The following is a 20,156-nucleotide window of genomic DNA, read 5'->3' as shown; positions in this document are numbered from 1 at the left end:
CAGAATGAAAGCTGTTTTCATGACAGATAGAGGCAAAGTCAGGCAGCATAATGAAGATAATGGCGGCATCTATGTGAACAGCAGCGGCCAGCGCCTTGCCATCGTAGCAGATGGCATGGGCGGCCACCGTGCTGGCGATGTGGCAAGCGAAATGACTTTAACAAGTTTAAAAGGATTCTGGGATCAGACAGATGACTTTCAGACTGCCGATGAGGCTGAAGGGTGGCTGCAGAAGCATATTGCAGAGGTCAACACCATCCTTTATGAACATTCAAAAGTGAATGAACAATGCGAAGGTATGGGCACTACTGTTGTTGCTGCCATATGTACCGACCGTTTTGCGACTATTGCGAATATCGGCGACAGCAGATGTTATATTTTAAATGAATCAGGTTTTCAGCAGCTGACGGAAGACCATTCCCTGGTAAATGAACTTGTAAGATCAGGGCAGATTACAAAGGAAGATGCCGAGCATCATCCAAGAAAAAATGTGCTGCTGAGAGCATTGGGAACTGAAGCAGCTGTTGAGATGGATGTTAAAACTATTACATTTGAAGAAGGCGACTTATTATTATTATGCTCTGACGGATTGTCCAACAAGGTAGCTGTGGCTGAAATGAGTGAAATCCTCAAAAACGGAGGTACACTGGAAGACAAAGCCTCAGTGCTGATTGAAAAGGCCAATGATAATGGCGGCGAAGACAATATTACGCTCGTGATTGCTGAGTATTATGAAAGCAATGAGAGCGGGATGATAAGTGATGATTAAGGGAAAAAGATTAAGCGGCCGCTATAAGATTATTGATATGATTGGCGGAGGAGGCATGGCGAATGTCTACCTGGCCCATGATATGATTCTTGATCGTGATGTAGCCGTGAAAGTGCTTCGGATGGACTTTGCCGAAGATGAAGAATTTATCCGCCGTTTTCATCGTGAAGCCCAGTCTGCTACCAGCTTAGCACACCCGAATATCGTCAATATCTATGATGTTGGCGAGGAGGATACAATCTATTATATTGTAATGGAATATGTAGATGGACAAACGTTAAAGCAATACATACAGCAAAACAGCCCTATTCGCATAGATGATGCCCTGGAAATTTTGAAACAGCTGACCTCAGCCATATCTCATGCACATCAGAACCATATCATACACCGGGATATAAAACCGCATAATATTTTGATAGACAGGCATGGTAATGTTAAGATTACTGATTTTGGAATTGCCATGGCATTAAGCGCTACCAGCATAACCCAGACCAATTCAGTGTTAGGCTCTGTTCATTATCTATCTCCTGAACAGGCCAGAGGGGGAATGGCCAACAGAAAGTCTGATATCTATTCCCTTGGCATTGTTATGTTTGAGCTGCTGACAGGCAGGCTTCCTTTTTCGGGTGAATCTGCGGTATCAATAGCACTCAAACACCTGCAATCTGAGACACCTTCCCTGAAGAGATGGAATCCATCCATACCGCAAAGTGTTGAAAATATCGTTTTAAAAGCGACCGCTAAAGATCCTTTTCACAGGTATGATACCGTTGAAGAAATGGAAGAAGATATCAGAACAGCTCTTGAGCCCGAAAGACTGCATGAAAAAAAGTTCATAGTGCCAATTGACGATGATGCTACAAAAGCTATACCTGTTATTACAGATGACCGCCCATATCAAAGTATGGACGAAACCCTTGTGCATGCAAAGGATCCCAAGGGAGATACTCAGCCTGTGGCAAAGCCTCTCCCTGAAAAGAAGAAAAAAGAAAAAAAGAAGAAAAAGAAATGGCCGATAATCCTGGTATCAGTCTTTTTATTTCTGATTGTGACAGGGATCCTGGCCATAACTGTTTTTCCTGATCTGATGGAGCCAAAGGATGTTCAGGTTCCGGATGTATCCGGCAAAGAGGTGGAAGATGCAGTAGCAGAGCTGATTGCCGCAGGTTTTACGGTTAGGGATACAAAGCCGATCAGTGATCCTGAAGTTGAAGAAGGCCTGGTAGTTAAAACAGATCCGAAAGCAGGCAGAACTGTCAAAGAGGGAACCTCCATTGATATCTATGAAAGCTCAGGCAAAGAAAAATTTGAATTAGCAGATTACCAGGGCAGGCAATATGATGATGTTGTCCGCCTGCTTGAAAGCAAAAATTTTAAAAGCATTGAAAAAAACGAAGAAACCGATGATAGTGAGCCGGCTGGGACCATTCTGGATCAAAACTTATCAGAAGGCGACCTTGTCGTTCCAGAGGATACAGAATTGATTTTCACTGTGAGCAAAGGACCGGCGCCAATAGCATTAAAAGATTTACGCGGCTATAACGAAAAGGGTCTGCAGGAGTACGAAGAATCCTCCGGATTGAAAGTAGAATATGGGGAAGAAGAGTACCATGAGGAAGTCCCTGAAGGGCTGGTCATCAAACAGGACCCGGCAGCAGGCACAAATCTGACAAGGGGACAGAAGGTGACAGTAGTTCTTTCAAAAGGAAAAAAAGAACTCCTTCCAAAGACTGAAAATATTGAGATCAGCGTTCCATATGAGCCTGCCGCAGAAGGTGAGCCGAATGAAGTTCAGATTTTCATTAAGGATATGAATAATACAGGTTCTGAACCAATGCATACAGAGCTGATATATGAAGATGTGGTAATACCAATTGATCTGACAATAGCTCCCGGACAGAATGCCACTTATAAGGTTCTGCGGGATGGCCAGGTTTTTGAGGAAAAGGAAATACCTTATCCTGATGAAGAATCATAAGCAAGGAGTGTTGCTATGCCTGAGGGCAAAATTATTAAAGCCTTAGCAGGGTTTTATTATGTATTAAGCGGAAATGAAACCATTCAGTGCCGCGGACGCGGAGTTTTCAGGAAAAATAAAGTTACACCGCTTGTCGGTGATGAAGTAGTGTTTCAGGCAGAAAGTAATACAGAAGGATACATCTTAGAAGTAAAGGAACGGAAAAATGAGCTGATTCGTCCGCCGATTGCCAATGTTGATCAGGCCATTCTTGTATTTTCAGCTGTTGAACCGGGTTTTAGCACATCCCTTCTGGATCGTTTCCTGGTGCTGGTTGAATTCAATCATATAAAGCCGCTCATCTGCATTACTAAAATTGATCTGGCGGACGAAAATGAGTATAGGGAGATACAGCAATATGCTTCAGATTACCGCAAAGCCGGCTATGATGTTTTGCTGACTTCATCTGAAACAGAAGAAGGCGTTAAAGATCTGATGCCCTACCTGGAAGGTGAGATATCTGTTTTTGCCGGGCAGTCAGGGGTGGGGAAATCTTCTTTGTTAAACGTTCTAAGACCGGACCTGGAGCTGAAAACAAATGACATTTCTTCACATTTGGGCAGGGGAAAGCATACGACCAGGCATGTAGAGCTGATCGAGGTTGGAAAAGGGCTTGTTGCTGATACCCCGGGATTCAGCTCACTTGAATTCACAGATATTGAACTGGAGGATCTCAATTATTGCTTCCCGGAAATTCAGGAGCAAAGCGAACTTTGCAAATTTAGAGGATGCCTGCACATGGCTGAGCCTAAATGCGCTGTAAAGGCCGCCTGTGAAAACGGTGAAATTCCATCCTACAGGTATGAACATTACAAAACCTTTCTGCAGGAAATCAAAGATAGAAAGCCGAGGTATTAATTCATGGTAAAAATCGCACCTTCTATTTTATCGGCAGACTTTTCTAAATTGGGAGAAGAGATTAAAGATGTTGAACACGGCGGCGCTGATTATATTCATGTCGATGTAATGGACGGCCATTTTGTGCCGAATATTACAATTGGTCCATTAATAGTTGATGCCATTCGTCCAGTAACAAAGCTGCCCCTTGACGTTCATTTAATGATAGAAGATCCGGATAGCTACATTGAGGCATTTGCTAATGCGGGGGCCGATTATATCACTGTTCATGCAGAAGCATGCAAGCACCTTCACAGAACGGTTCATTTTATTAAATCCTTTGGCGTCAAGGCAGGAGTGGTTCTTAATCCAGCTACACCAGTTAATATGATAGAGCATGTTATCGAAGATATTGATATGGTATTGCTTATGTCTGTTAATCCTGGTTTTGGAGGGCAAAAATTCATCCCAGCCGTTCTGCCTAAGATTGCAGCTGTTAAGGAATTGGCTGACGCGAAAGGTCTAAACATTGAAATTGAAGTGGACGGCGGAGTGAATGAAGAAACAGCCCGATTGTGCATTGAAGCTGGAGCCAATGTACTGGTTGCCGGGTCTGCAATTTATAATCAGAAAGATAGAGCAGCGGCGATTGCTGCTTTAAAGGGTTCGCAATAAAAAAAGGCCAGCTGGAATACAGCTGGCTTTTTGTCATATAAGATACATATATGAATGGAGCAATGTATAATGATTATCAATATTTTAGCTGGCGGCCCAGATGACTTGCTGCCTGATCTGCATTCGTTCAGTAATACAGCTGATATTTGGGTCGGAGTAGACAGAGGGGTGCTTACTCTAATTCAAAGTGGCATTCAGCCGGAAATGGCATTTGGTGATTTTGATTCGGTGTCGGATGAAGAGCTTTTGCTCATTGAAGAAAATGTAAAAGAGCTGAACAGGTTCAAGCCGGAGAAGGATGAAACGGACATGGAGCTTGCCCTGAATTGGGCACTCGGCCAAAAACCTGAAAAAGTCCGTTTGTTTGGTGCCACAGGCGGCAGGCTTGACCACTTATTCGCAAACATTCAGCTGTTAATAAAGCCTGCACTGGCGGAAGACTTTGTTCCTGTCGAAATTATTGACAAGTCTAATAAGATTTATATTAAGACTCCAGGTAAATACAGCATAAAGCAGCATTCAAATTTCAAATACATTTCGTTTGTTCCGGTCACTATGGAAATTAAAGGCCTCACCCTGAGAAATTTCAAGTATCCGCTGACAGATCGGACCGTTCCTGCCGGTTCTACTCTTTGTGTCAGTAATGAACTTATTGATGATTGTGGTACTTTTTCTTTTACTGAAGGCATATTAATGGTTGTAAGAAGCAAGGATTAAGTGCCGGGCCGCTTCCCTGCAAGATGCGGGAAAGCTGGATAAGAGTCTTAGCATGAATTGCTTTCTGATCATTTTTTTTAATCATGAGTACTCATCTTTAATTATTTGAATAAGATGGTAAAGACGATTTAAGGACAGAATGGATGCGTAAGATCGTGAGGAGGGACACGAGTAATGAGATTTTATACAATCAAACTTCCTAAATTTTTAGGGGGCATTGTGCGTGCCATGTTAGGGACCTTCAAAAAGGGGTAGACACCCATAAATTAAAAAGAAAATAGCATCAAAACTTGGCACCTCACCTGGGGTGCTTTTATTTTTTGCCTAAATGGGGGAGAATGATAGTGGGCCAAAAAAGGAAATAAAAAGGACATCCAAAAGGGATGTCCCTGAGCATGTTAAACGCGCTCAACTTTACCTGATTTAAGTGCTCTTGCAGAAACCCAAACACGTTTAGGTTTACCGTCTACAAGAATACGTACCTTCTGAAGGTTAGCACCCCAAGTGCGCTTGTTAGCGTTCATTGCGTGAGAACGTGCGTTACCTGAAGTTGTTTTTTTACCAGTTACTACACATTTGCGTGGCATGTATGTTTCCCTCCTTACTAAAAGCATAAGCTGAAACTATTTTTCAATGCTTTCATCTGCAATAGTCAGATTCATCCATCTGAATTAATGCGGAATCCATGTGCGGATTTCGACATTAAAAGATACTTTAATAATTTATCATACAACCCTTCTGATTGCAATAGTTTGCTTTCAAGAAAATTTCCTTGACATAGGGGGATGGAACATGAGCTATAATAGAGATGGAGAAGTATGACTTTCAATATCACAGCCCATATAGTAAAATATTATAAGGTATGCTTTAAGCTTTGAGGTTAGAAAGACCGCTGCCCAGCTAAAAAAGGTGAATTGTCTCTTGCCGGAAGGCTTAGCCTCCAGGGTGCAATTCAGGGGAAAGCCAGCACTATCGTTAAGCGGAAGTGCCTGAAGAAGCTTTTATGAAAAGCAATTTCCAAAGGGGGAACGAACCATGTCCATCGAATTAAAAACAAATTTCGGGCAAATTGATATCTCTAATGATGTAATTGCAACAATCGCAGGCGGAGCAGCAGTTGACTGCTACGGCATTGTAGGAATGGCCTCTAAAAATCAAATTAAGGATGGCCTGACAGATATACTGCGAAAAGAGAATTTTACCCGTGGTGTAATTGTTCGCCAGGAAGAAGATGAAGTACATATCGATATGTATATTATTGTAAGTTACGGAACGAAAATTTCCGAGGTTGCCCACAATGTGCAATCTAAAGTGAAATACACCCTTGATAAAACAGTTGGGCTTAGCACTGACTCGGTTAATATTTACGTTCAGGGAGTTCGAGTAACGAACCCGTAGTGAGGAGGAAAGACTTGTGTCAAAAAAAGATTTAGATGGGAAGCTTTTTGCCGAAATGGTCATACAAGGAGCGAACCATTTATCTGCTAATGCAAAATTAGTGGATGCGTTAAATGTATTCCCTGTTCCTGATGGAGACACAGGAACCAACATGAATTTGTCAATGACTTCCGGAGCAAAGGAAGTTAAAGCTAATATCCAGGAGCATATTGGAAAGGTAGGCACTGCTCTTTCTAAAGGTTTGCTTATGGGAGCACGAGGGAACTCGGGAGTAATTCTCTCCCAGCTGTTCCGAGGCTTCTCAAAAGCGATTGAACATAAAGCTTCTATCAGTGGAAAAGAGTTTGCTGATGCTCTGAATTCTGGTGTAGAGACGGCATATAAAGCTGTGATGAAGCCTGTTGAAGGAACGATCCTTACTGTTGCAAAAGATTCCGCTAAGAAAGCGGTTCAGGCTGCTAATCATGAAGATGATATCATCGTGATTATGGAGGAAGTTTTAAAAGAAGCAAGGGCTTCCCTAAACCGCACTCCAGATCTTCTTCCAGTCTTAAAAGAAGTAGGGGTTGTAGACAGCGGTGGCCAGGGCCTTGTTTTTGTATATGAAGGATTCCTTGCCGAGCTAAAGGGCGAAAAACTTCCTGATACACCGGCAGCCCTTCCAAAGATGGATGACCTGGTTAGCGCAGAACACCATAAAAATGTTCACAGTTTTATGAACACTGAGGATATTGAGTTCGGTTATTGCACTGAATTTATGGTCAAATTTGAAGATGAAAAAATCTCTGCTAATCCTTTTTCAGAAGACAGGTTCCGCCAGGACTTAAGCCAATATGGCGACTCACTTCTGGTGATTGCGGATGAGCAGCTTGTAAAAGTACATATCCACTCTGAAAAGCCGGGAGATTGCCTGACATACGGACAGCGCTATGGCAGTTTAATCAATATGAAGATTGAAAACATGCGCCAGCAGCACACCAACTTAGTCGAAGATGTTCCTACACCTTTGGCGGCGCAGGCTAAGCCAAAAGAAAAGCAGGAGTACGGAATTGTGACAGTATCAATGGGCAGCGGCATCGCGGATCTTTTCCGAAGCATCGGTGCACATGCTGTCATTGAAGGCGGACAGACAATGAATCCCAGCACGGAAGATATTGTAAAAGCCATCAAAGAAGTAAATGCAAAAAAAGTAATCATTTTGCCAAACAATAAAAATATCATTATGGCTGCACAGCAGGCTGCAGAAGTGACTGAAGAAGAAGCAGTGGTTGTTCCTTCAAAGACTGTTCCTCAGGGAATGGCGGCACTTCTTGCCTTTAATCCAAGTGCTGACCTTACAGAAAACGAAGAAGGCATGACAGATGCTCTTCAGCATGTGAAAACAGGCCAAATCACGTTTGCTGTCCGTGATACAAGCATCGATGGCCTTGAGATCGAAAAAGATGATTTCATGGGCATTGCAGACGGCAAAATTGTTGTGAAAAACAAGGATAGAGTACAGGCTGCCAAAGATCTTCTGGAAGGAATGATCGACGAAGACTCTGAGATCCTTACCGTCTTAAAAGGTGAAGATGCAGCAGATGAGGAAGTAGACTCACTTATCAGCTATATTGAAGATAAATATGAAGATATTGAGGTTGAGCTTCATGATGGAAAACAGCCTCTATACTCTTTCATTTTCGCAATTGAATAACCAGTAAACAATAAACAAAGCGAGGGCCCAGCCTTCGCTTTTGTCCATTTTAGACCTTTAATAAATGCTTTGAAGCATGAGTTCTTATTAGGTTTAAGGTTACTTTCTTGCGTTTTTTAATCACAATGTGCTAGTTATAAAGCAGGCGCTTCATAAGCCTGTATATAAAAGTAACGGAGCAGGGAGGGATGGCGGACTGCCTGAAAGAACATACAATTGGCAGCCGTTCAATAAATGTGAATCCAAATTTAATCCAGTCTGTTACAGCTGTTAAAGGCATCGGAGAGGAATCAGCTGAATTACTGGCTGAAATGAATATTTACACTGTAAAAGACTTGCTTGAATATTTTCCATATAGATATGAAGATTACAGGCTCAAGGACCTGGCAGAAATGAAGCATGATGAAAGAGTGACGGTTGAAGGAAAGGTTCACAGTGAACCTTCACTTGCTTATTACGGCAGGAAACGCTCCAGGCTCACTGTTCGGGTGCTTGTAGGACGGTATCTCATCCAAGTGATTCTGTTCAATCAGCCTTATTTGAAGAACAAAATTGTATTAAACGAAACGGTTACGGTGACTGGAAAATGGGACCAGCATCGGCAGGTGATTACAGCCAGTGAACTTAAAATAGGAAATGCCTCTGGCAATAAGGATTTTGAGCCGGTTTACGCTGTAAAAGGAAATGTCACGGTCAAGGGCATCAGGCGATTTATTAAACTGGCTTTCTCACAGTATGGGAATGACATATCAGAAGCTTTGCCTGAAAAATATTTATTGCAATATAGACTATTAAATAGGCGAGATGCTGTGAGATCACTTCATTTTCCCGCCAATGAACAGGAACTCAAGCAGGGAAGGCGGCGTTTTGTTTATGAGGAGTTTTTCTATTTTCAATTAAAAATGCAGGCACTAAGAAAGATTGAAAGAGAGCAGTCAAAAGGGGTTGCACAGGCTTATGATCTTTCAAGACTAATGGAGTTCATTGACTCACTGCCATTTGATTTAACCGGAGCACAAAAAAGAGTAGTTAATGAGATCATGTCTGATTTGAAATCTCCTTACAGGATGAACAGGCTATTACAGGGGGATGTTGGTTCCGGCAAAACGGCTGTGGCGGCGATTGCTCTATTCGCCAGCAGGACAGCAGGCTTTCAGGGAGCATTAATGGTCCCGACCGAAATCCTGGCAGAGCAGCATGCGGAATCTTTAAAGTCGATGCTCGAGCCGTTTGGGCTGCGATGTGAACTCCTGACAAGCTCTGTTAAAGGAAAGCGAAGAAGAGAAATTCTCCAGCTTTTAAAGGATGGAGAGATTGATGTTCTCATAGGCACACATGCACTTATCCAGGATGAAGTGGAATTTAATAAACTGGGACTTGTCATTACTGATGAGCAGCATAGATTCGGGGTAGGGCAGCGGCGGATACTCAGGGAAAAAGGTGAAAATCCTGATGTTCTGTTCATGACTGCAACGCCAATCCCAAGAACATTGGCCATTACCGTTTTTGGTGAAATGGATGTATCCATCATAGATGAAATGCCGGCAGGACGAAAAGCAATTGAAACCTATTGGGCAAAACCTGAAATGCTGGACAGGGTCCTAGGTTTTATGGAAAAGGAGCTTTCAGCAGGTCAGCAGGTTTATGTGATCTGCCCGCTTATTGAGGAATCAGATAAATTGGATGTTCAAAACGCTATAGATGTCCATGCGACATTGATGCATCATTTTCATGGCCGTTATGATGTCGGACTCATGCATGGCAGGCTTCATCCGGATGAAAAGGAAAGTGTTATGAAAGCTTTCAGCCGTAATGAAACTCAGGTTCTTGTTTCGACGACGGTTGTTGAGGTAGGTGTAAATGTTCCAAATGCAACGATGATGGTGATCTATGATGCGGAGCGGTTTGGACTTGCTCAGCTGCATCAGCTGAGGGGCAGGGTAGGAAGAGGAGATCAACAATCTTATTGTGTGCTTCTGGCTGATCCGAAATCGGAAGTTGGAAAAGAACGCATGAAAATCATGACAGAAACCAATGATGGTTTTGCTCTAAGTGAAAAGGACCTTGAGCTGAGAGGTCCTGGAGACTTTTTCGGAAGAAAACAAAGCGGGCTTCCGGAATTTAAAGTCGCTGATATGGTCCATGATTACCGTGCGCTCGAAACCGCCAGGAACGATGCATCAACTCTAGTGGAATCCGATGAATTCTGGCACTCGGATGAGTACCTGCCTTTGCGGCATTATTTAAAGGAAGCAGGAGTGCTGGAAGGGGAAAAACTGGACTAGAAATAAGGTAATCAGAGCGGATTGCGGAAAAGTTCTTTCTTGCAATCTGCTTTTTTTGATTATATACTACTATTAGTACCTAGTCTTAATATCTCGGACGGTGGGATTTTAATGAAAAGAAACAAAAAAGAACGTCAAACATTATTAACGGACACAATAAAAGAAAATCCTTTTGTTACGGACGAGGAACTTGCGGACAAGTTCTCTGTCAGCGTCCAGACAATCAGGCTCGATCGGCTGGAATTATCAATTCCGGAATTGCGTGAGAGAATCAAGCATGTTGCCGAGAAAAGTTTTGAGGATGAAGTGCGATCTTTACCAATAGAAGAAATAATCGGTGAAATAATAGATATAGAATTGGATAAAACGGCGATATCCATTTTCGATGTAAAAAGTGAACATGTCTTCAAACGTAATGGAATTGCTCGGGGGCACCACCTGTTTGCACAGGCCAACTCACTGGCGGTCGCCGTCATAAATGATGAGCTGGCATTAACGGCAAAAGCCAATATTCAATTTACAAGGCCTGTGAGATTAAATGAACGTGTCATTGCAAAAGCAAAGGTCCTTACAATTGACATTGACAGCGGAAGGACGATGGTTGAAGTCAATAGCTTTGTGAATAACGAACAGGTATTCAAGGGCGAATTTGACATGTTCAGAAAAAAATAATCACTAAAAGGATGAAGCACCATGAAAATTGCCATAGACGCAATGGGAGGCGACAATGCTCCGAAGGAAATTGTCCTTGGGGCAATGAAAGCTGCCGCAGAATATAAGGATGTACATATTACCCTTGTAGGCGATGAGTCAAAAATAAACCAATACCTTACTTCAAATGAGCGAATTGACATTTTACATACAGATGAAGTCATCTTGCCGGATGATGAGCCGGTGAGAGCTGTACGCAGAAAGAAAAATGCATCCATGGTGCTTGCAGCGCAGCTTGTTACAGATGGTAAGGCGGATGCATGCATTTCCGCAGGAAACACGGGTGCTCTAATGGCAGCAGGCCTTTTTGTGGTAGGAAGGATTGAGGGCATTGAACGTCCGGCATTATCACCTACGCTTCCAACAATAGACGGAGAAGGGTTCCTTTTGCTTGATGTAGGGGCGAATGTGGACGCGAAGCCGGAGCATCTTCTTCAATATGCGATTATGGGATCTATATATACCGAAAAAGTCAGGGGTGTAGCCAATCCCAGAGTAGGGCTCCTAAATATCGGAACGGAAGAGAAAAAAGGCAATGAGCTGGCAAAAAATACATTTGATCTGCTGAAGAAGGCGGATATCAATTTTATCGGCAATGTTGAAGCGCGCGATTTGCTCGAGGGAGCTGCGGATGTTGTAGTGACGGATGGCTTTACCGGCAATATGGTCCTCAAGACAATTGAAGGTACTGCTCTATCTGTATTTAAAATGCTAAAAACAGCTCTGACCAGCAGCTTTAAAACAAAATTGGCAGCAGCAGCCTTAAAGCCCGATCTATACCAGCTTAAATCTAAAATGGATTATTCTGAATACGGCGGTGCCGGATTATTTGGATTAAAGGCGCCGCTTATCAAGGCGCATGGCTCTTCAGATGCAACAGCTTTATTCAGTGCAGTGAGGCAGACCAGGAACATGGTCGAAAACAATGTTGCTGATACGATTAAGGAAGCAGTTGAAAAAGAAGCCAGAAAGACAGCACTTAAATAAACATTTTTAACTTGGGGGGAAAGCACGATGGGTAAAATCGCTTTTTTATTCCCTGGGCAGGGGTCCCAGGCTGCAGGTATGGGAAAAGTCTTAGCTGAACAGGATGAAAACGTAAAAGGATTTTTTGAAAGAGCCGATCAAAAACTTGGGTTTTCATTATCGGAACTTATTTTTGAAGGGCCTCAGGACAAATTGACGTTAACAACAAACGCACAGCCTGCACTATTGACCACTGGCATTGCCATTCTCGATTATTTTAAAAGGTCTGGTATAACACCTGATTTTGTTGCGGGACATAGCCTTGGTGAGTATACTGCACTAGTCGCTGCGGAAGCTATATCCTTTGAGGATGGGGTATATGCTGTCCGTAAGCGGGGCGAATTCATGGAAGAAGCCGTTCCTAATGGCGAGGGAACAATGGCTGCAGTATTGGGGCTTGACAGGGACAAGCTTACTGCAGTTACAGAAGAGGTTACTGCAGGAGGAAATCCGGTGCAGCTTGCAAACCTGAACTGTCCTGGACAAATTGTCATTTCAGGTTCAAAAGCAGGCGTGGAACTGGCTTCTCTAAAGGCTAAAGAAGAAGGTGCCAAGCGTGTGCTTCCACTGGAGGTAAGCGGTCCTTTCCATTCCCAATTAATGAAGCCTGCTGCTGAGAAGTTCAGGGGAATCCTTGACGAAATTGAGATTAAAGATGCAAAGGTTCCTGTCATTGCCAATGTAACAGCTTCTGAAATGACATCTGCTTCAGAAATAAATGGCAGATTGATTGAACAGCTGTATTCTCCTGTGCTATGGGAGGATTCAATCCGCAGGATGATAGAGCTTGGAGTGGATACATTTATAGAAATAGGTCCAGGAAAAGTATTGTCAGGCTTAGTGAAAAAGGTAGATCGTTCCCTTAAAACGTATGCCGTTTCAGATGCAGAATCATGCCAGGCAGTTACAGAATCCTTGAAGGAGGAATTGAGATGAAGCTAGAGGGAAAAGCCGCTTTAGTAACAGGAGCTTCCCGCGGAATCGGAAGAGAAATCGCTTTGGGTCTTGCCAGGCAAGGTGCAGATATTGCGGTTAACTACTCCGGAAGTGAGGCAAGGGCGAACGAAGTCGTTGATGAAATAAAGGCATTAGGCAGAAATGCTTTTGCTATCCAATGCGATGTGTCAAATAGTGATTCCGTGACAAGCATGGTAAAAGAAACAGTAGAAAAGTTTGGCAAGCTTGATATTCTGGTTAATAATGCGGGGATTACGAAGGACAACCTGCTTATGAGAATGAAGGAGGACGAATGGGATGATGTTATTAACATTAACCTGAAAGGTGTTTTCCTTTGTACAAAAGCTGTTACAAGGCAAATGATGAAACAGCGCAGCGGCCGCATTATCAATATTTCATCCATTGTGGGTGTGAGTGGAAATCCTGGACAGGCTAACTATGTCGCTGCCAAATCAGGGGTTATCGGCCTGACAAAAACCTCAGCAAAGGAACTTGCATCAAGAGGGATAACAGTCAATGCCATTGCACCAGGCTTCATCACAACTGATATGACGGATAAGCTGAACGAGGATGTAAGGGATCAGATGCTGAAACAAATCCCATTGGCGCGCTTCGGCGATCCTGCAGATATTGCAAATGTGGCAGTGTTTCTAGCTTCAGAAGACAGCCGTTATATGACAGGGCAAACCCTGCATGTTGATGGCGGAATGGTCATGTGATTTGTAACAGGGTTGTAATGCAAAATTTTTTATAAAAGCTTTCAATAAAGGCTAAAAATAATCTATAATACTTGAGGGGAGGTGAACAAGCATGGCAGAAGTATTAGAACGTGTAACAAAGATCATCGTGGACCGTCTTGGCGTTGAAGAGTCTGAAGTGAAATTGGAGGCTTCTTTCAAAGATGATCTAGGTGCTGATTCCCTTGATGTAGTAGAATTAGTAATGGAATTAGAAGATGAGTTCGACATGGAAATTTCTGACGATGACGCTGAGAAAATCGCAACAGTCGGTGACGCTGTAAATTACATAAAAGCTAGCCAATAATCGTTAGTAGAACCGCTCTGCAGTGAGGGAATCCCCCTCACTGCAGCAATTTTTTCAGATGTTTACTGTCCGGTGTTACCTGCAGCATCGAAAGGGCAGCTTGGGATTAAGCTTTCAGCCTTTAGCAGGTGACTGTGGACAGTAAATACGATTCTCAAAAGCTCCGTTTGATAACGGGGCTTTCTTCTGTGAAAATGGCCGTAACCATATGAAACATAAAATTGCTTTATATCGAAGTTTTTTGCGTTTTTCCTCTTTATTACGTAAACTTAGGGAAGACCAATTAAGTGTGTTTAACTCAAGAAGAATATTAATTTTTAGCAAGGTGGATGCAATATGCGCAGCAATAAAGATAAAGAAAGAAAATCATTTCGCGCAATCGAAAAACAATTTAAAGAATTCCAGACGGATATCGGAATTCACTTTGAAAATGAAAAATTACTAAAACAAGCTTTTACCCATTCATCCTATGTGAATGAGCACCGGAGAAAGCCTTATGAAGACAATGAAAGACTGGAATTCCTGGGAGATGCTGTCCTCGAACTGACTGTTTCAAAATTCCTTTACCTTAAATATCCGATGATGAGCGAGGGCGAATTAACAAAGCTGAGGGCAGCGGTTGTCTGCGAACCATCCCTGGTCTCATTTGCCCATGAATTGTCATTTGGCAGCCTTGTGCTCCTTGGTAAAGGGGAGGAAATGACCGGAGGAAGAACCCGTCCGGCCCTGCTTGCAGATGTATTTGAAGCCTTTATAGGTGCATTGTATCTGGATAAAGGATTAGATACAGTTGTCGGTTTTTTGGAAAAAGTTGTTTTTCCAAAGATTGATTCAGGTGCTTTTTCGCATGTGATGGATTTTAAAAGCCAGCTGCAAGAGCTTGTGCAGCGGGATGGAGCAGGTGCAATTGAATATAAAATCCTTCAGGAAAAGGGGCCTGCCCACAATCGAGAATTTGTTTCCACTGTTTCTCTAAATGGCAGGGGACTTGGGACAGGCACTGGCCGGTCAAAGAAAGAAGCCGAACAGCATGCGGCCCAAATGGCTCTTGAAGTATTAAAAAATCATATAAAGTGAAACATTTTCTAACTCTGACATCAAAGAGCAGAAACATGAGGAGACAGAGGGGGAGCAAGGTTGTTTTTAAAAAGGCTTGATGTTATTGGATTTAAGTCGTTTGCTGAGCGGATAACGGTTGATTTTGTTCCAGGCGTCACAGCAGTTGTCGGTCCGAATGGAAGCGGGAAAAGCAATATAACGGATGCCATCCGCTGGGTATTGGGTGAACAATCAGCTAAGTCCCTTCGCGGTGCGAAAATGGAGGACGTCATTTTTGCGGGCAGTGATTCCCGAAGAGCACAGAATTTTGCAGAGGTGACACTGACCCTTGATAACGCCGATCAGGGTCTGCCGATCGAGTATAGCGAAGTCAGTGTTACAAGAAGGGTCTACCGGTCCGGAGACAGTGAATACCTGATCAATAAGCAAACATGCAGACTTAAAGATATTGTAGATTTATTTATGGATTCAGGCCTTGGCAGGGAAGCTTTCTCAATCATAAGCCAGGGCAGAGTTGAAGAAATTCTAAACAGTAAAGCTGAAGAACGCCGGACTATATTTGAAGAAGCGGCTGGCGTACTTAAATACAAGACAAGAAAGAAAAAGGCGGAAGGCAAGCTTTCAGAAACCCAGGATAACTTAAACAGGGTGAATGATATTCTTCATGAACTGGAAACCCAGGTAGAGCCTTTGAAAATACAGGCTTCAATCGCAAAAGATTATCTGCAGCAGAAAGAAGAGCTGGAGAAAATAGAGGTTGCCCTTACCGTTTATGAGATCGAGGATCTGCATTCAAAATGGGAGCAGCTTTCACGTCAGCTCGAGCTGCATACGGAAGATGAATTGAAGCTCTCGGCCATTATCCAAAACAAAGAAGCAAAAATGGAAGAGTTAAAGGATCATATTGCTGCAATTGATGAATCAGTAAATGATCTGCAGGATGTCCTCCTTCATGCCAGTGAAGAGCTGGAAAAACTGGAAGGCAGAAAAGAAGTACTCAAAGAGCGAAAGAAAAATGCCAGCCAGAATAAAGACCAGCTTCATAAAAATATGAAAGAACTTACAATGAAGATTGCTGAGTTAAAAGAGCAGAAAGAAAAGCACTCGACTCTCACGGAAAAAGTGAAGACAGAAGCTGTTAAGCTTCAAAAAGCATTAAAGGAAAAGCAGGAGCAGCTCAAACTATTCAGTGAAAATACAGAAGAAAAAATTGAATCGCTGAAAAGTGATTATATTGAAGTGCTGAACAGCCAGGCAGCTTCAAGGAATGAATTGCAGAATATTGATCAGCAGCTGAGTCAGCAGGGGCAGCGCAGTTCAAGGCTTGAAATGGATAATGAAAAATTTATTGCTGACCGCAAGAAAAATGAAGAGAAAAAACAAAAGATACAATCAAATCTTGAAAACCTGCAAAAGGAATTAGAAAATCAAGTTCATCTATTCCGAAATGAAGACCGCAAGCTTGAATCATTAAAGAATAATTATCAAAAGCAGGAAAAAACCTTGTATCAGGCTTATCAATATTTGCAGCAGGCGAAATCCCGTCAGGAAATGCTTGAAGAAATGGAAGAGGATTTTTCGGGTTTTTTCCAAGGAGTAAAAGAAGTATTGAAAGCAAGAGGCAGCAAGCTGCAGGGAATTGAAGGAGCCGTAGCTGAGTTAATTCAGGTGCCAAAAGAGTACGAAACTGCGATTGAAACAGCTCTCGGCGGTGCCATGCAGCATATCATTGTACAGGATGAACAGGACGGAAGAAGTGCCATTCAATTCCTGAAGAAGAATTCATACGGCAGAGCCACATTTCTGCCTTTAAGTGTAATTAAGGGGAAGAAGCTGAATACCACCCAAATGCAATCGGTTCAAGGCCACCCTGCCTTTATTGGTGAAGCTGCTTCACTGATACAATTTGAAGAGAGGCACCAGCCTGCTATCGAGAACTTGCTTGGCAATGTGGTTATTGCCCGGGATCTTAAAGGTGCCAATGAACTTGCGAAGCTGCTTCAATACCGTGTGAGGCTCGTAACAATTGACGGAGATGTGGTTAATCCTGGCGGCTCCATGACCGGTGGAGCTGTGAAACAAAAAAGTACTTCAATTCTTTCACGTAAAGGTGAACTTGAAGAGCTGAAGTCCAGAATTACGGATATGGAATCCAAAACAGCAAATCTCGAAAAGCAAGTAAAACTGCAAAAAAGTGAAATTCAAAAACAGGATTTACGCATTGAGCAGCTTAGAAAAACAGGCGAAGAGCTTCGTTTGATGGAACAGAAGGTAAAAGGAGAACTTTTAGAAGCAGAGTTTGAAGAGAAAAGCATTAATGAGCGCCTATCCCTTTATGATATGGACAAAGCACAGTTTTCGCAAGATATAGAGAGACTGCTGGCAAGAAAGAGCGAGCTTTCAGTTTTATTGGAACAGCAGCAAATGCAAATTGCTAATCTTGATCAGGAGATAAAAGTATTAACAGAAAGAAAAAACACCCAGCAGACCTCAAAGGAAACTGTAGTATCTGAAATTAATGAGCTGAAAATTAGCTTCGCTTCCAAAAGTGAGCAGCTGAACCATGCTGAGGACAAGCTGGCCGCCATAAATTCTGAGCTTGCTGTTACCCAGGAGAAGCTGAAAACCGTTAAAGAAGATTTAGAATTGCTTTCATCCGAAATGACAAACAGCTCTTCAGGTGAACAGCATCTGGAAGAAGCAGCACAGCAAAAACTAAAGGAAAAGAATGATACGCTTGAACTAATTGCTTCAAGAAGGAATGAGCGATTAAAGCTCCAAGCATCTTTAGAGGATCTTGAGCTTGAGGCGAAAGAATTAAAACGCCAGCATAAAGGCCTCATAGAAGTGCTGAAAGATGAGGAAGTTAAACAGAACCGGCTGGATGTTGAGCTTGAGAATAGGCTGAATCATTTAAGGGAAGAATACCTGCTGTCTTTTGAAGCAGCTAAAGAAGAATACCCGCTGCAAATTGAAATTGAGGAAGCGCGAAAAAGAGTAAAACTCATAAAGCTGGCTATCGAGGAACTTGGCGCAGTAAATCTCGGAGCAATCGAGGAATATGAAAGAGTATCGGAACGCTATGAATTCCTGCTTGAGCAAAAAACAGACCTTCAGGAAGCAAAAGATACATTATTCCAGGTTATTGATGAAATGGATGTTGAAATGAAAAGGCGATTTGAAGAAACCTTTGAAGGGATCCGTTTTCATTTTGAGTCGGTTTTCCAATCTTTATTCGGCGGCGGCAGAGCAGATTTACGCTTGACACAGCCTGATGATTTATTGAATACAGGTGTGGAAATTGTCGCACAGCCGCCAGGCAAGAAATTGCAGAACCTCGGATTATTATCTGGGGGAGAGAGGGCACTTACAGCTATTGCATTACTGTTTTCCATTTTGAAAGTACGGCCCGTTCCATTCTGTATTCTTGATGAAGTTGAGGCTGCTTTGGATGAAGCGAATGTCCAAAGGTTCAGCAAATACTTAAAAAGATACAGCGCCGAAACCCAGTTCATCGTTATCACCCACAGAAAAGGAACAATGGAAGAAGCGGATGTCCTTTACGGTGTAACCATGCAGGAATCCGGTGTATCCAAACTGGTATCTGTACGTCTTGAAGAAACCAGGGAATTAATTACTCAATAGCAGCCTTAATGCGGAACTGCTTGCAGCATTGTTCCGCACTTATACATATTGCATTAAGGAAGTGAAAACATGAGTTTCTTTAAAAAACTAAAAGAAAAAATCACAAAGCAGACAGATAGTGTTACAGAAAAGTTTAAAGACGGATTAACCAAAACGCGTGATAATTTTTCAAATAAAGTAAATGACCTTGTTTCAAGATACCGGAAAGTGGATGAGGAATTTTTCGAGGAGCTGGAAGAAATCTTAATCGGGGCAGATGTCGGATTTGACACTGTCATGGAACTGGTGGATGAGCTGAGAAGAGAAGTAAAGCGCAAGAATATTCAAGATCCGCGCGTGGTTCAGGGAGTAATTTCTGAGAAGCTTGTAGAGATTTATGACAGCGCAGGCGAAACCACGACAGAACTAAATATACAGACAGATGGCCTTACGGTTATCCTGTTTGTTGGTGTTAACGGTGTCGGAAAAACAACGACAATCGGAAAACTTGCCCATAAGTTCAAAAGTGAAGGGAAAAATGTCCTTCTTGCAGCAGGTGATACTTTCCGTGCAGGAGCAATTGAACAGCTTGAGGTTTGGGGTGAACGCGTCGGTGTTGATGTCATTAAGCAGGGAGCGGGCTCTGATCCTGCAGCTGTCATGTATGATGCTGTTCAGTCTGCAAAGTCGCGCAAGGCCGATATTTTAATCTGTGATACAGCGGGACGTCTCCAAAATAAAGTCAATTTGATGAAAGAATTGGAAAAGGTAAAGCGCGTAATTGAAAGAGAAGTACCTGGTGCCCCGCACGAAGTATTGCTTGTTCTTGACGCTACTACCGGACAAAATGCAATGATTCAGGCTAAGACCTTCAAGGAAGCAACAGATGTTTCCGGTATCGTTCTTACAAAGCTGGATGGTACTGCAAAAGGCGGCATCGTTCTGGCAATTAGAAACGAGCTGGAAATACCTGTGAAATTCGTAGGTTTAGGTGAAAAAATGGATGACCTGCAGGAATTTATTGCAGAACAATATGTCTATGGACTCTTTGCCGACATAGTTGAAAAAGAAGCAGAAGAAGAGGAAGAATAAAAATATTACTGATTAAACAGCCTGAGAATCCGTTCTCAGGCTGTTTTTTATAATAAAGATAATAGAATGAAAATAAAAAATAGTTTAAAAAGTTAAATTTTTAGTGTAAAATTACACTATAATGATGTTGTTCTTCATCAAGAAACCTGTAAAACAAATTATTTTAATATCCTCAGGAACTTTTTGTCATTAAGCTGCGTCTATACAATCGAAGAAGTTATCAGGCTGGCAATAATCATTGTTATAGAAGCT

Annotated in this window: 18 protein-coding genes; 17 read left to right on the top strand and 1 reads right to left on the bottom strand. The window is 42.5% G+C overall.

Annotated features, from left to right (window positions below; translation table 11 throughout):
- The first annotated feature begins 4 nt into the window (after positions 1 to 4).
- The 6 genes from NYE23_RS12205 (at position 5) to spoVM (ending at position 5,270) form a co-directional block, all read left to right on the top strand.
- Positions 5 to 769, top strand: a complete 765-nt coding sequence (locus tag NYE23_RS12205) for a Stp1/IreP family PP2C-type Ser/Thr phosphatase (RefSeq protein ID WP_341078152.1) — start codon at positions 5 to 7, stop codon at positions 767 to 769.
- A complete protein-coding gene (gene pknB / locus NYE23_RS12200) occupies positions 762 to 2,747 on the top strand; it encodes a Stk1 family PASTA domain-containing Ser/Thr kinase (RefSeq protein WP_341078151.1) in 1,986 nt (661 codons plus the stop codon). Before NYE23_RS12205 ends, pknB begins: the two co-directional genes overlap by 8 nt.
- A 15-nt stretch (positions 2,748 to 2,762) precedes the next feature.
- Entirely contained in the window at positions 2,763 to 3,644 is an 882-nt protein-coding gene (gene rsgA / locus NYE23_RS12195) for a ribosome small subunit-dependent GTPase A (RefSeq protein WP_341078149.1), read from the top strand.
- A 3-nt stretch (positions 3,645 to 3,647) separates the two neighbouring features.
- On the top strand, positions 3,648 to 4,298 hold the full coding sequence (gene rpe / locus NYE23_RS12190; protein WP_341078147.1) for a ribulose-phosphate 3-epimerase: 651 nt from the start codon (positions 3,648 to 3,650) through the stop codon (positions 4,296 to 4,298).
- Positions 4,299 to 4,367: 69 nt separating this feature from the next.
- On the top strand, positions 4,368 to 5,015 hold the full coding sequence (locus NYE23_RS12185) for a thiamine diphosphokinase (RefSeq protein WP_341078146.1): 648 nt from the start codon (positions 4,368 to 4,370) through the stop codon (positions 5,013 to 5,015).
- A gap of 174 nt (positions 5,016 to 5,189) precedes the next feature.
- Entirely contained in the window at positions 5,190 to 5,270 is an 81-nt protein-coding gene (spoVM, locus tag NYE23_RS12180; protein ID WP_019381739.1) for a stage V sporulation protein SpoVM, read from the top strand.
- Between the two features lie 143 nt (positions 5,271 to 5,413).
- On the opposite strand, the gene rpmB is transcribed toward spoVM, so the two are convergent.
- On the bottom strand, positions 5,414 to 5,602 hold the full coding sequence (gene rpmB / locus NYE23_RS12175; protein ID WP_019381740.1) for a 50S ribosomal protein L28: 189 nt from the start codon (positions 5,600 to 5,602) through the stop codon (positions 5,414 to 5,416).
- Between the two features lie 448 nt (positions 5,603 to 6,050).
- Between rpmB and NYE23_RS12170 the strand changes: the two genes are divergently transcribed.
- From NYE23_RS12170 to ftsY, 11 genes are all read left to right on the top strand, one after another.
- The gene (locus NYE23_RS12170) at positions 6,051 to 6,413 is read left to right on the top strand and encodes an Asp23/Gls24 family envelope stress response protein (RefSeq protein ID WP_009330806.1); all 363 of its coding nucleotides are present in this window, start codon (positions 6,051 to 6,053) and stop codon (positions 6,411 to 6,413) included.
- Between the two features lie 16 nt (positions 6,414 to 6,429).
- Entirely contained in the window at positions 6,430 to 8,106 is a 1,677-nt protein-coding gene (locus tag NYE23_RS12165) for a DAK2 domain-containing protein (protein WP_341078144.1), read from the top strand.
- Positions 8,107 to 8,342: 236 nt separating this feature from the next.
- Positions 8,343 to 10,391, top strand: coding sequence for an ATP-dependent DNA helicase RecG (gene recG / locus NYE23_RS12160; RefSeq protein ID WP_445662617.1), 2,049 nt, complete (start codon positions 8,343 to 8,345; stop codon positions 10,389 to 10,391).
- Between the two features lie 111 nt (positions 10,392 to 10,502).
- Positions 10,503 to 11,063, top strand: a complete 561-nt coding sequence (fapR, locus tag NYE23_RS12155; RefSeq protein ID WP_061790976.1) for a transcription factor FapR — start codon at positions 10,503 to 10,505, stop codon at positions 11,061 to 11,063.
- A 21-nt stretch (positions 11,064 to 11,084) separates the two neighbouring features.
- Positions 11,085 to 12,089: a phosphate acyltransferase PlsX gene (gene plsX, locus NYE23_RS12150; RefSeq protein ID WP_341078139.1), complete on the top strand. Its 1,005-nt coding sequence runs from the start codon at positions 11,085 to 11,087 to the stop codon at positions 12,087 to 12,089.
- Between the two features lie 27 nt (positions 12,090 to 12,116).
- The gene (gene fabD, locus NYE23_RS12145; protein WP_197207390.1) at positions 12,117 to 13,064 is read left to right on the top strand and encodes an ACP S-malonyltransferase; all 948 of its coding nucleotides are present in this window, start codon (positions 12,117 to 12,119) and stop codon (positions 13,062 to 13,064) included.
- Positions 13,061 to 13,804 carry a 3-oxoacyl-[acyl-carrier-protein] reductase gene (gene fabG, locus NYE23_RS12140; RefSeq protein WP_163145316.1) on the top strand — a complete coding sequence of 248 codons (744 nt, stop codon included), beginning with the start codon at positions 13,061 to 13,063 and terminating at the stop codon, positions 13,802 to 13,804. Before fabD ends, fabG begins: the two co-directional genes overlap by 4 nt.
- A 91-nt stretch (positions 13,805 to 13,895) precedes the next feature.
- Positions 13,896 to 14,129, top strand: coding sequence for an acyl carrier protein (locus tag NYE23_RS12135; protein WP_009330799.1), 234 nt, complete (start codon positions 13,896 to 13,898; stop codon positions 14,127 to 14,129).
- A 336-nt stretch (positions 14,130 to 14,465) separates the two neighbouring features.
- Positions 14,466 to 15,206, top strand: coding sequence for a ribonuclease III (gene rnc / locus NYE23_RS12130; protein ID WP_341078132.1), 741 nt, complete (start codon positions 14,466 to 14,468; stop codon positions 15,204 to 15,206).
- A gap of 60 nt (positions 15,207 to 15,266) precedes the next feature.
- A complete protein-coding gene (gene smc, locus NYE23_RS12125) occupies positions 15,267 to 18,833 on the top strand; it encodes a chromosome segregation protein SMC (RefSeq protein ID WP_341078129.1) in 3,567 nt (1,188 codons plus the stop codon).
- Positions 18,834 to 18,902: 69 nt separating this feature from the next.
- Positions 18,903 to 19,904 carry a signal recognition particle-docking protein FtsY gene (gene ftsY, locus NYE23_RS12120; protein ID WP_341078127.1) on the top strand — a complete coding sequence of 334 codons (1,002 nt, stop codon included), beginning with the start codon at positions 18,903 to 18,905 and terminating at the stop codon, positions 19,902 to 19,904.
- Positions 19,905 to 20,156 lie beyond the last annotated feature (252 nt).

Source organism: Cytobacillus sp. FSL H8-0458 (assembly GCF_038002165.1).
Lineage (GTDB): Bacteria > Bacillota > Bacilli > Bacillales > Cytobacillaceae > Cytobacillus.
This window is presented reverse-complemented; position numbering and strand designations above follow the sequence as displayed.

What these genes read in the sequence shown, in the direction of transcription:
- fabG (WP_163145316.1), top strand. Translation starts at nt 13,061, where the DNA reads ATGAAGCTAGAGGGAAAAGCCGCTTTAGTAACAGGAGCTTCCCGCGGA.
- NYE23_RS12185 (WP_341078146.1), top strand. Translation starts at nt 4,368, where the DNA reads ATGATTATCAATATTTTAGCTGGCGGCCCAGATGACTTGCTGCCTGAT.
- ftsY (WP_341078127.1), top strand. Translation starts at nt 18,903, where the DNA reads ATGAGTTTCTTTAAAAAACTAAAAGAAAAAATCACAAAGCAGACAGAT.
- rpmB (WP_019381740.1), bottom strand. Translation starts at nt 5,602, where the DNA reads ATGCCACGCAAATGTGTAGTAACTGGTAAAAAAACAACTTCAGGTAAC.
- pknB (WP_341078151.1), top strand. Translation starts at nt 762, where the DNA reads ATGATTAAGGGAAAAAGATTAAGCGGCCGCTATAAGATTATTGATATG.
- fapR (WP_061790976.1), top strand. Translation starts at nt 10,503, where the DNA reads ATGAAAAGAAACAAAAAAGAACGTCAAACATTATTAACGGACACAATA.
- rsgA (WP_341078149.1), top strand. Translation starts at nt 2,763, where the DNA reads ATGCCTGAGGGCAAAATTATTAAAGCCTTAGCAGGGTTTTATTATGTA.
- rnc (WP_341078132.1), top strand. Translation starts at nt 14,466, where the DNA reads ATGCGCAGCAATAAAGATAAAGAAAGAAAATCATTTCGCGCAATCGAA.
- spoVM (WP_019381739.1), top strand. Translation starts at nt 5,190, where the DNA reads ATGAGATTTTATACAATCAAACTTCCTAAATTTTTAGGGGGCATTGTG.
- fabD (WP_197207390.1), top strand. Translation starts at nt 12,117, where the DNA reads ATGGGTAAAATCGCTTTTTTATTCCCTGGGCAGGGGTCCCAGGCTGCA.
- NYE23_RS12170 (WP_009330806.1), top strand. Translation starts at nt 6,051, where the DNA reads ATGTCCATCGAATTAAAAACAAATTTCGGGCAAATTGATATCTCTAAT.
- NYE23_RS12135 (WP_009330799.1), top strand. Translation starts at nt 13,896, where the DNA reads ATGGCAGAAGTATTAGAACGTGTAACAAAGATCATCGTGGACCGTCTT.
- rpe (WP_341078147.1), top strand. Translation starts at nt 3,648, where the DNA reads ATGGTAAAAATCGCACCTTCTATTTTATCGGCAGACTTTTCTAAATTG.
- plsX (WP_341078139.1), top strand. Translation starts at nt 11,085, where the DNA reads ATGAAAATTGCCATAGACGCAATGGGAGGCGACAATGCTCCGAAGGAA.
- NYE23_RS12205 (WP_341078152.1), top strand. Translation starts at nt 5, where the DNA reads ATGAAAGCTGTTTTCATGACAGATAGAGGCAAAGTCAGGCAGCATAAT.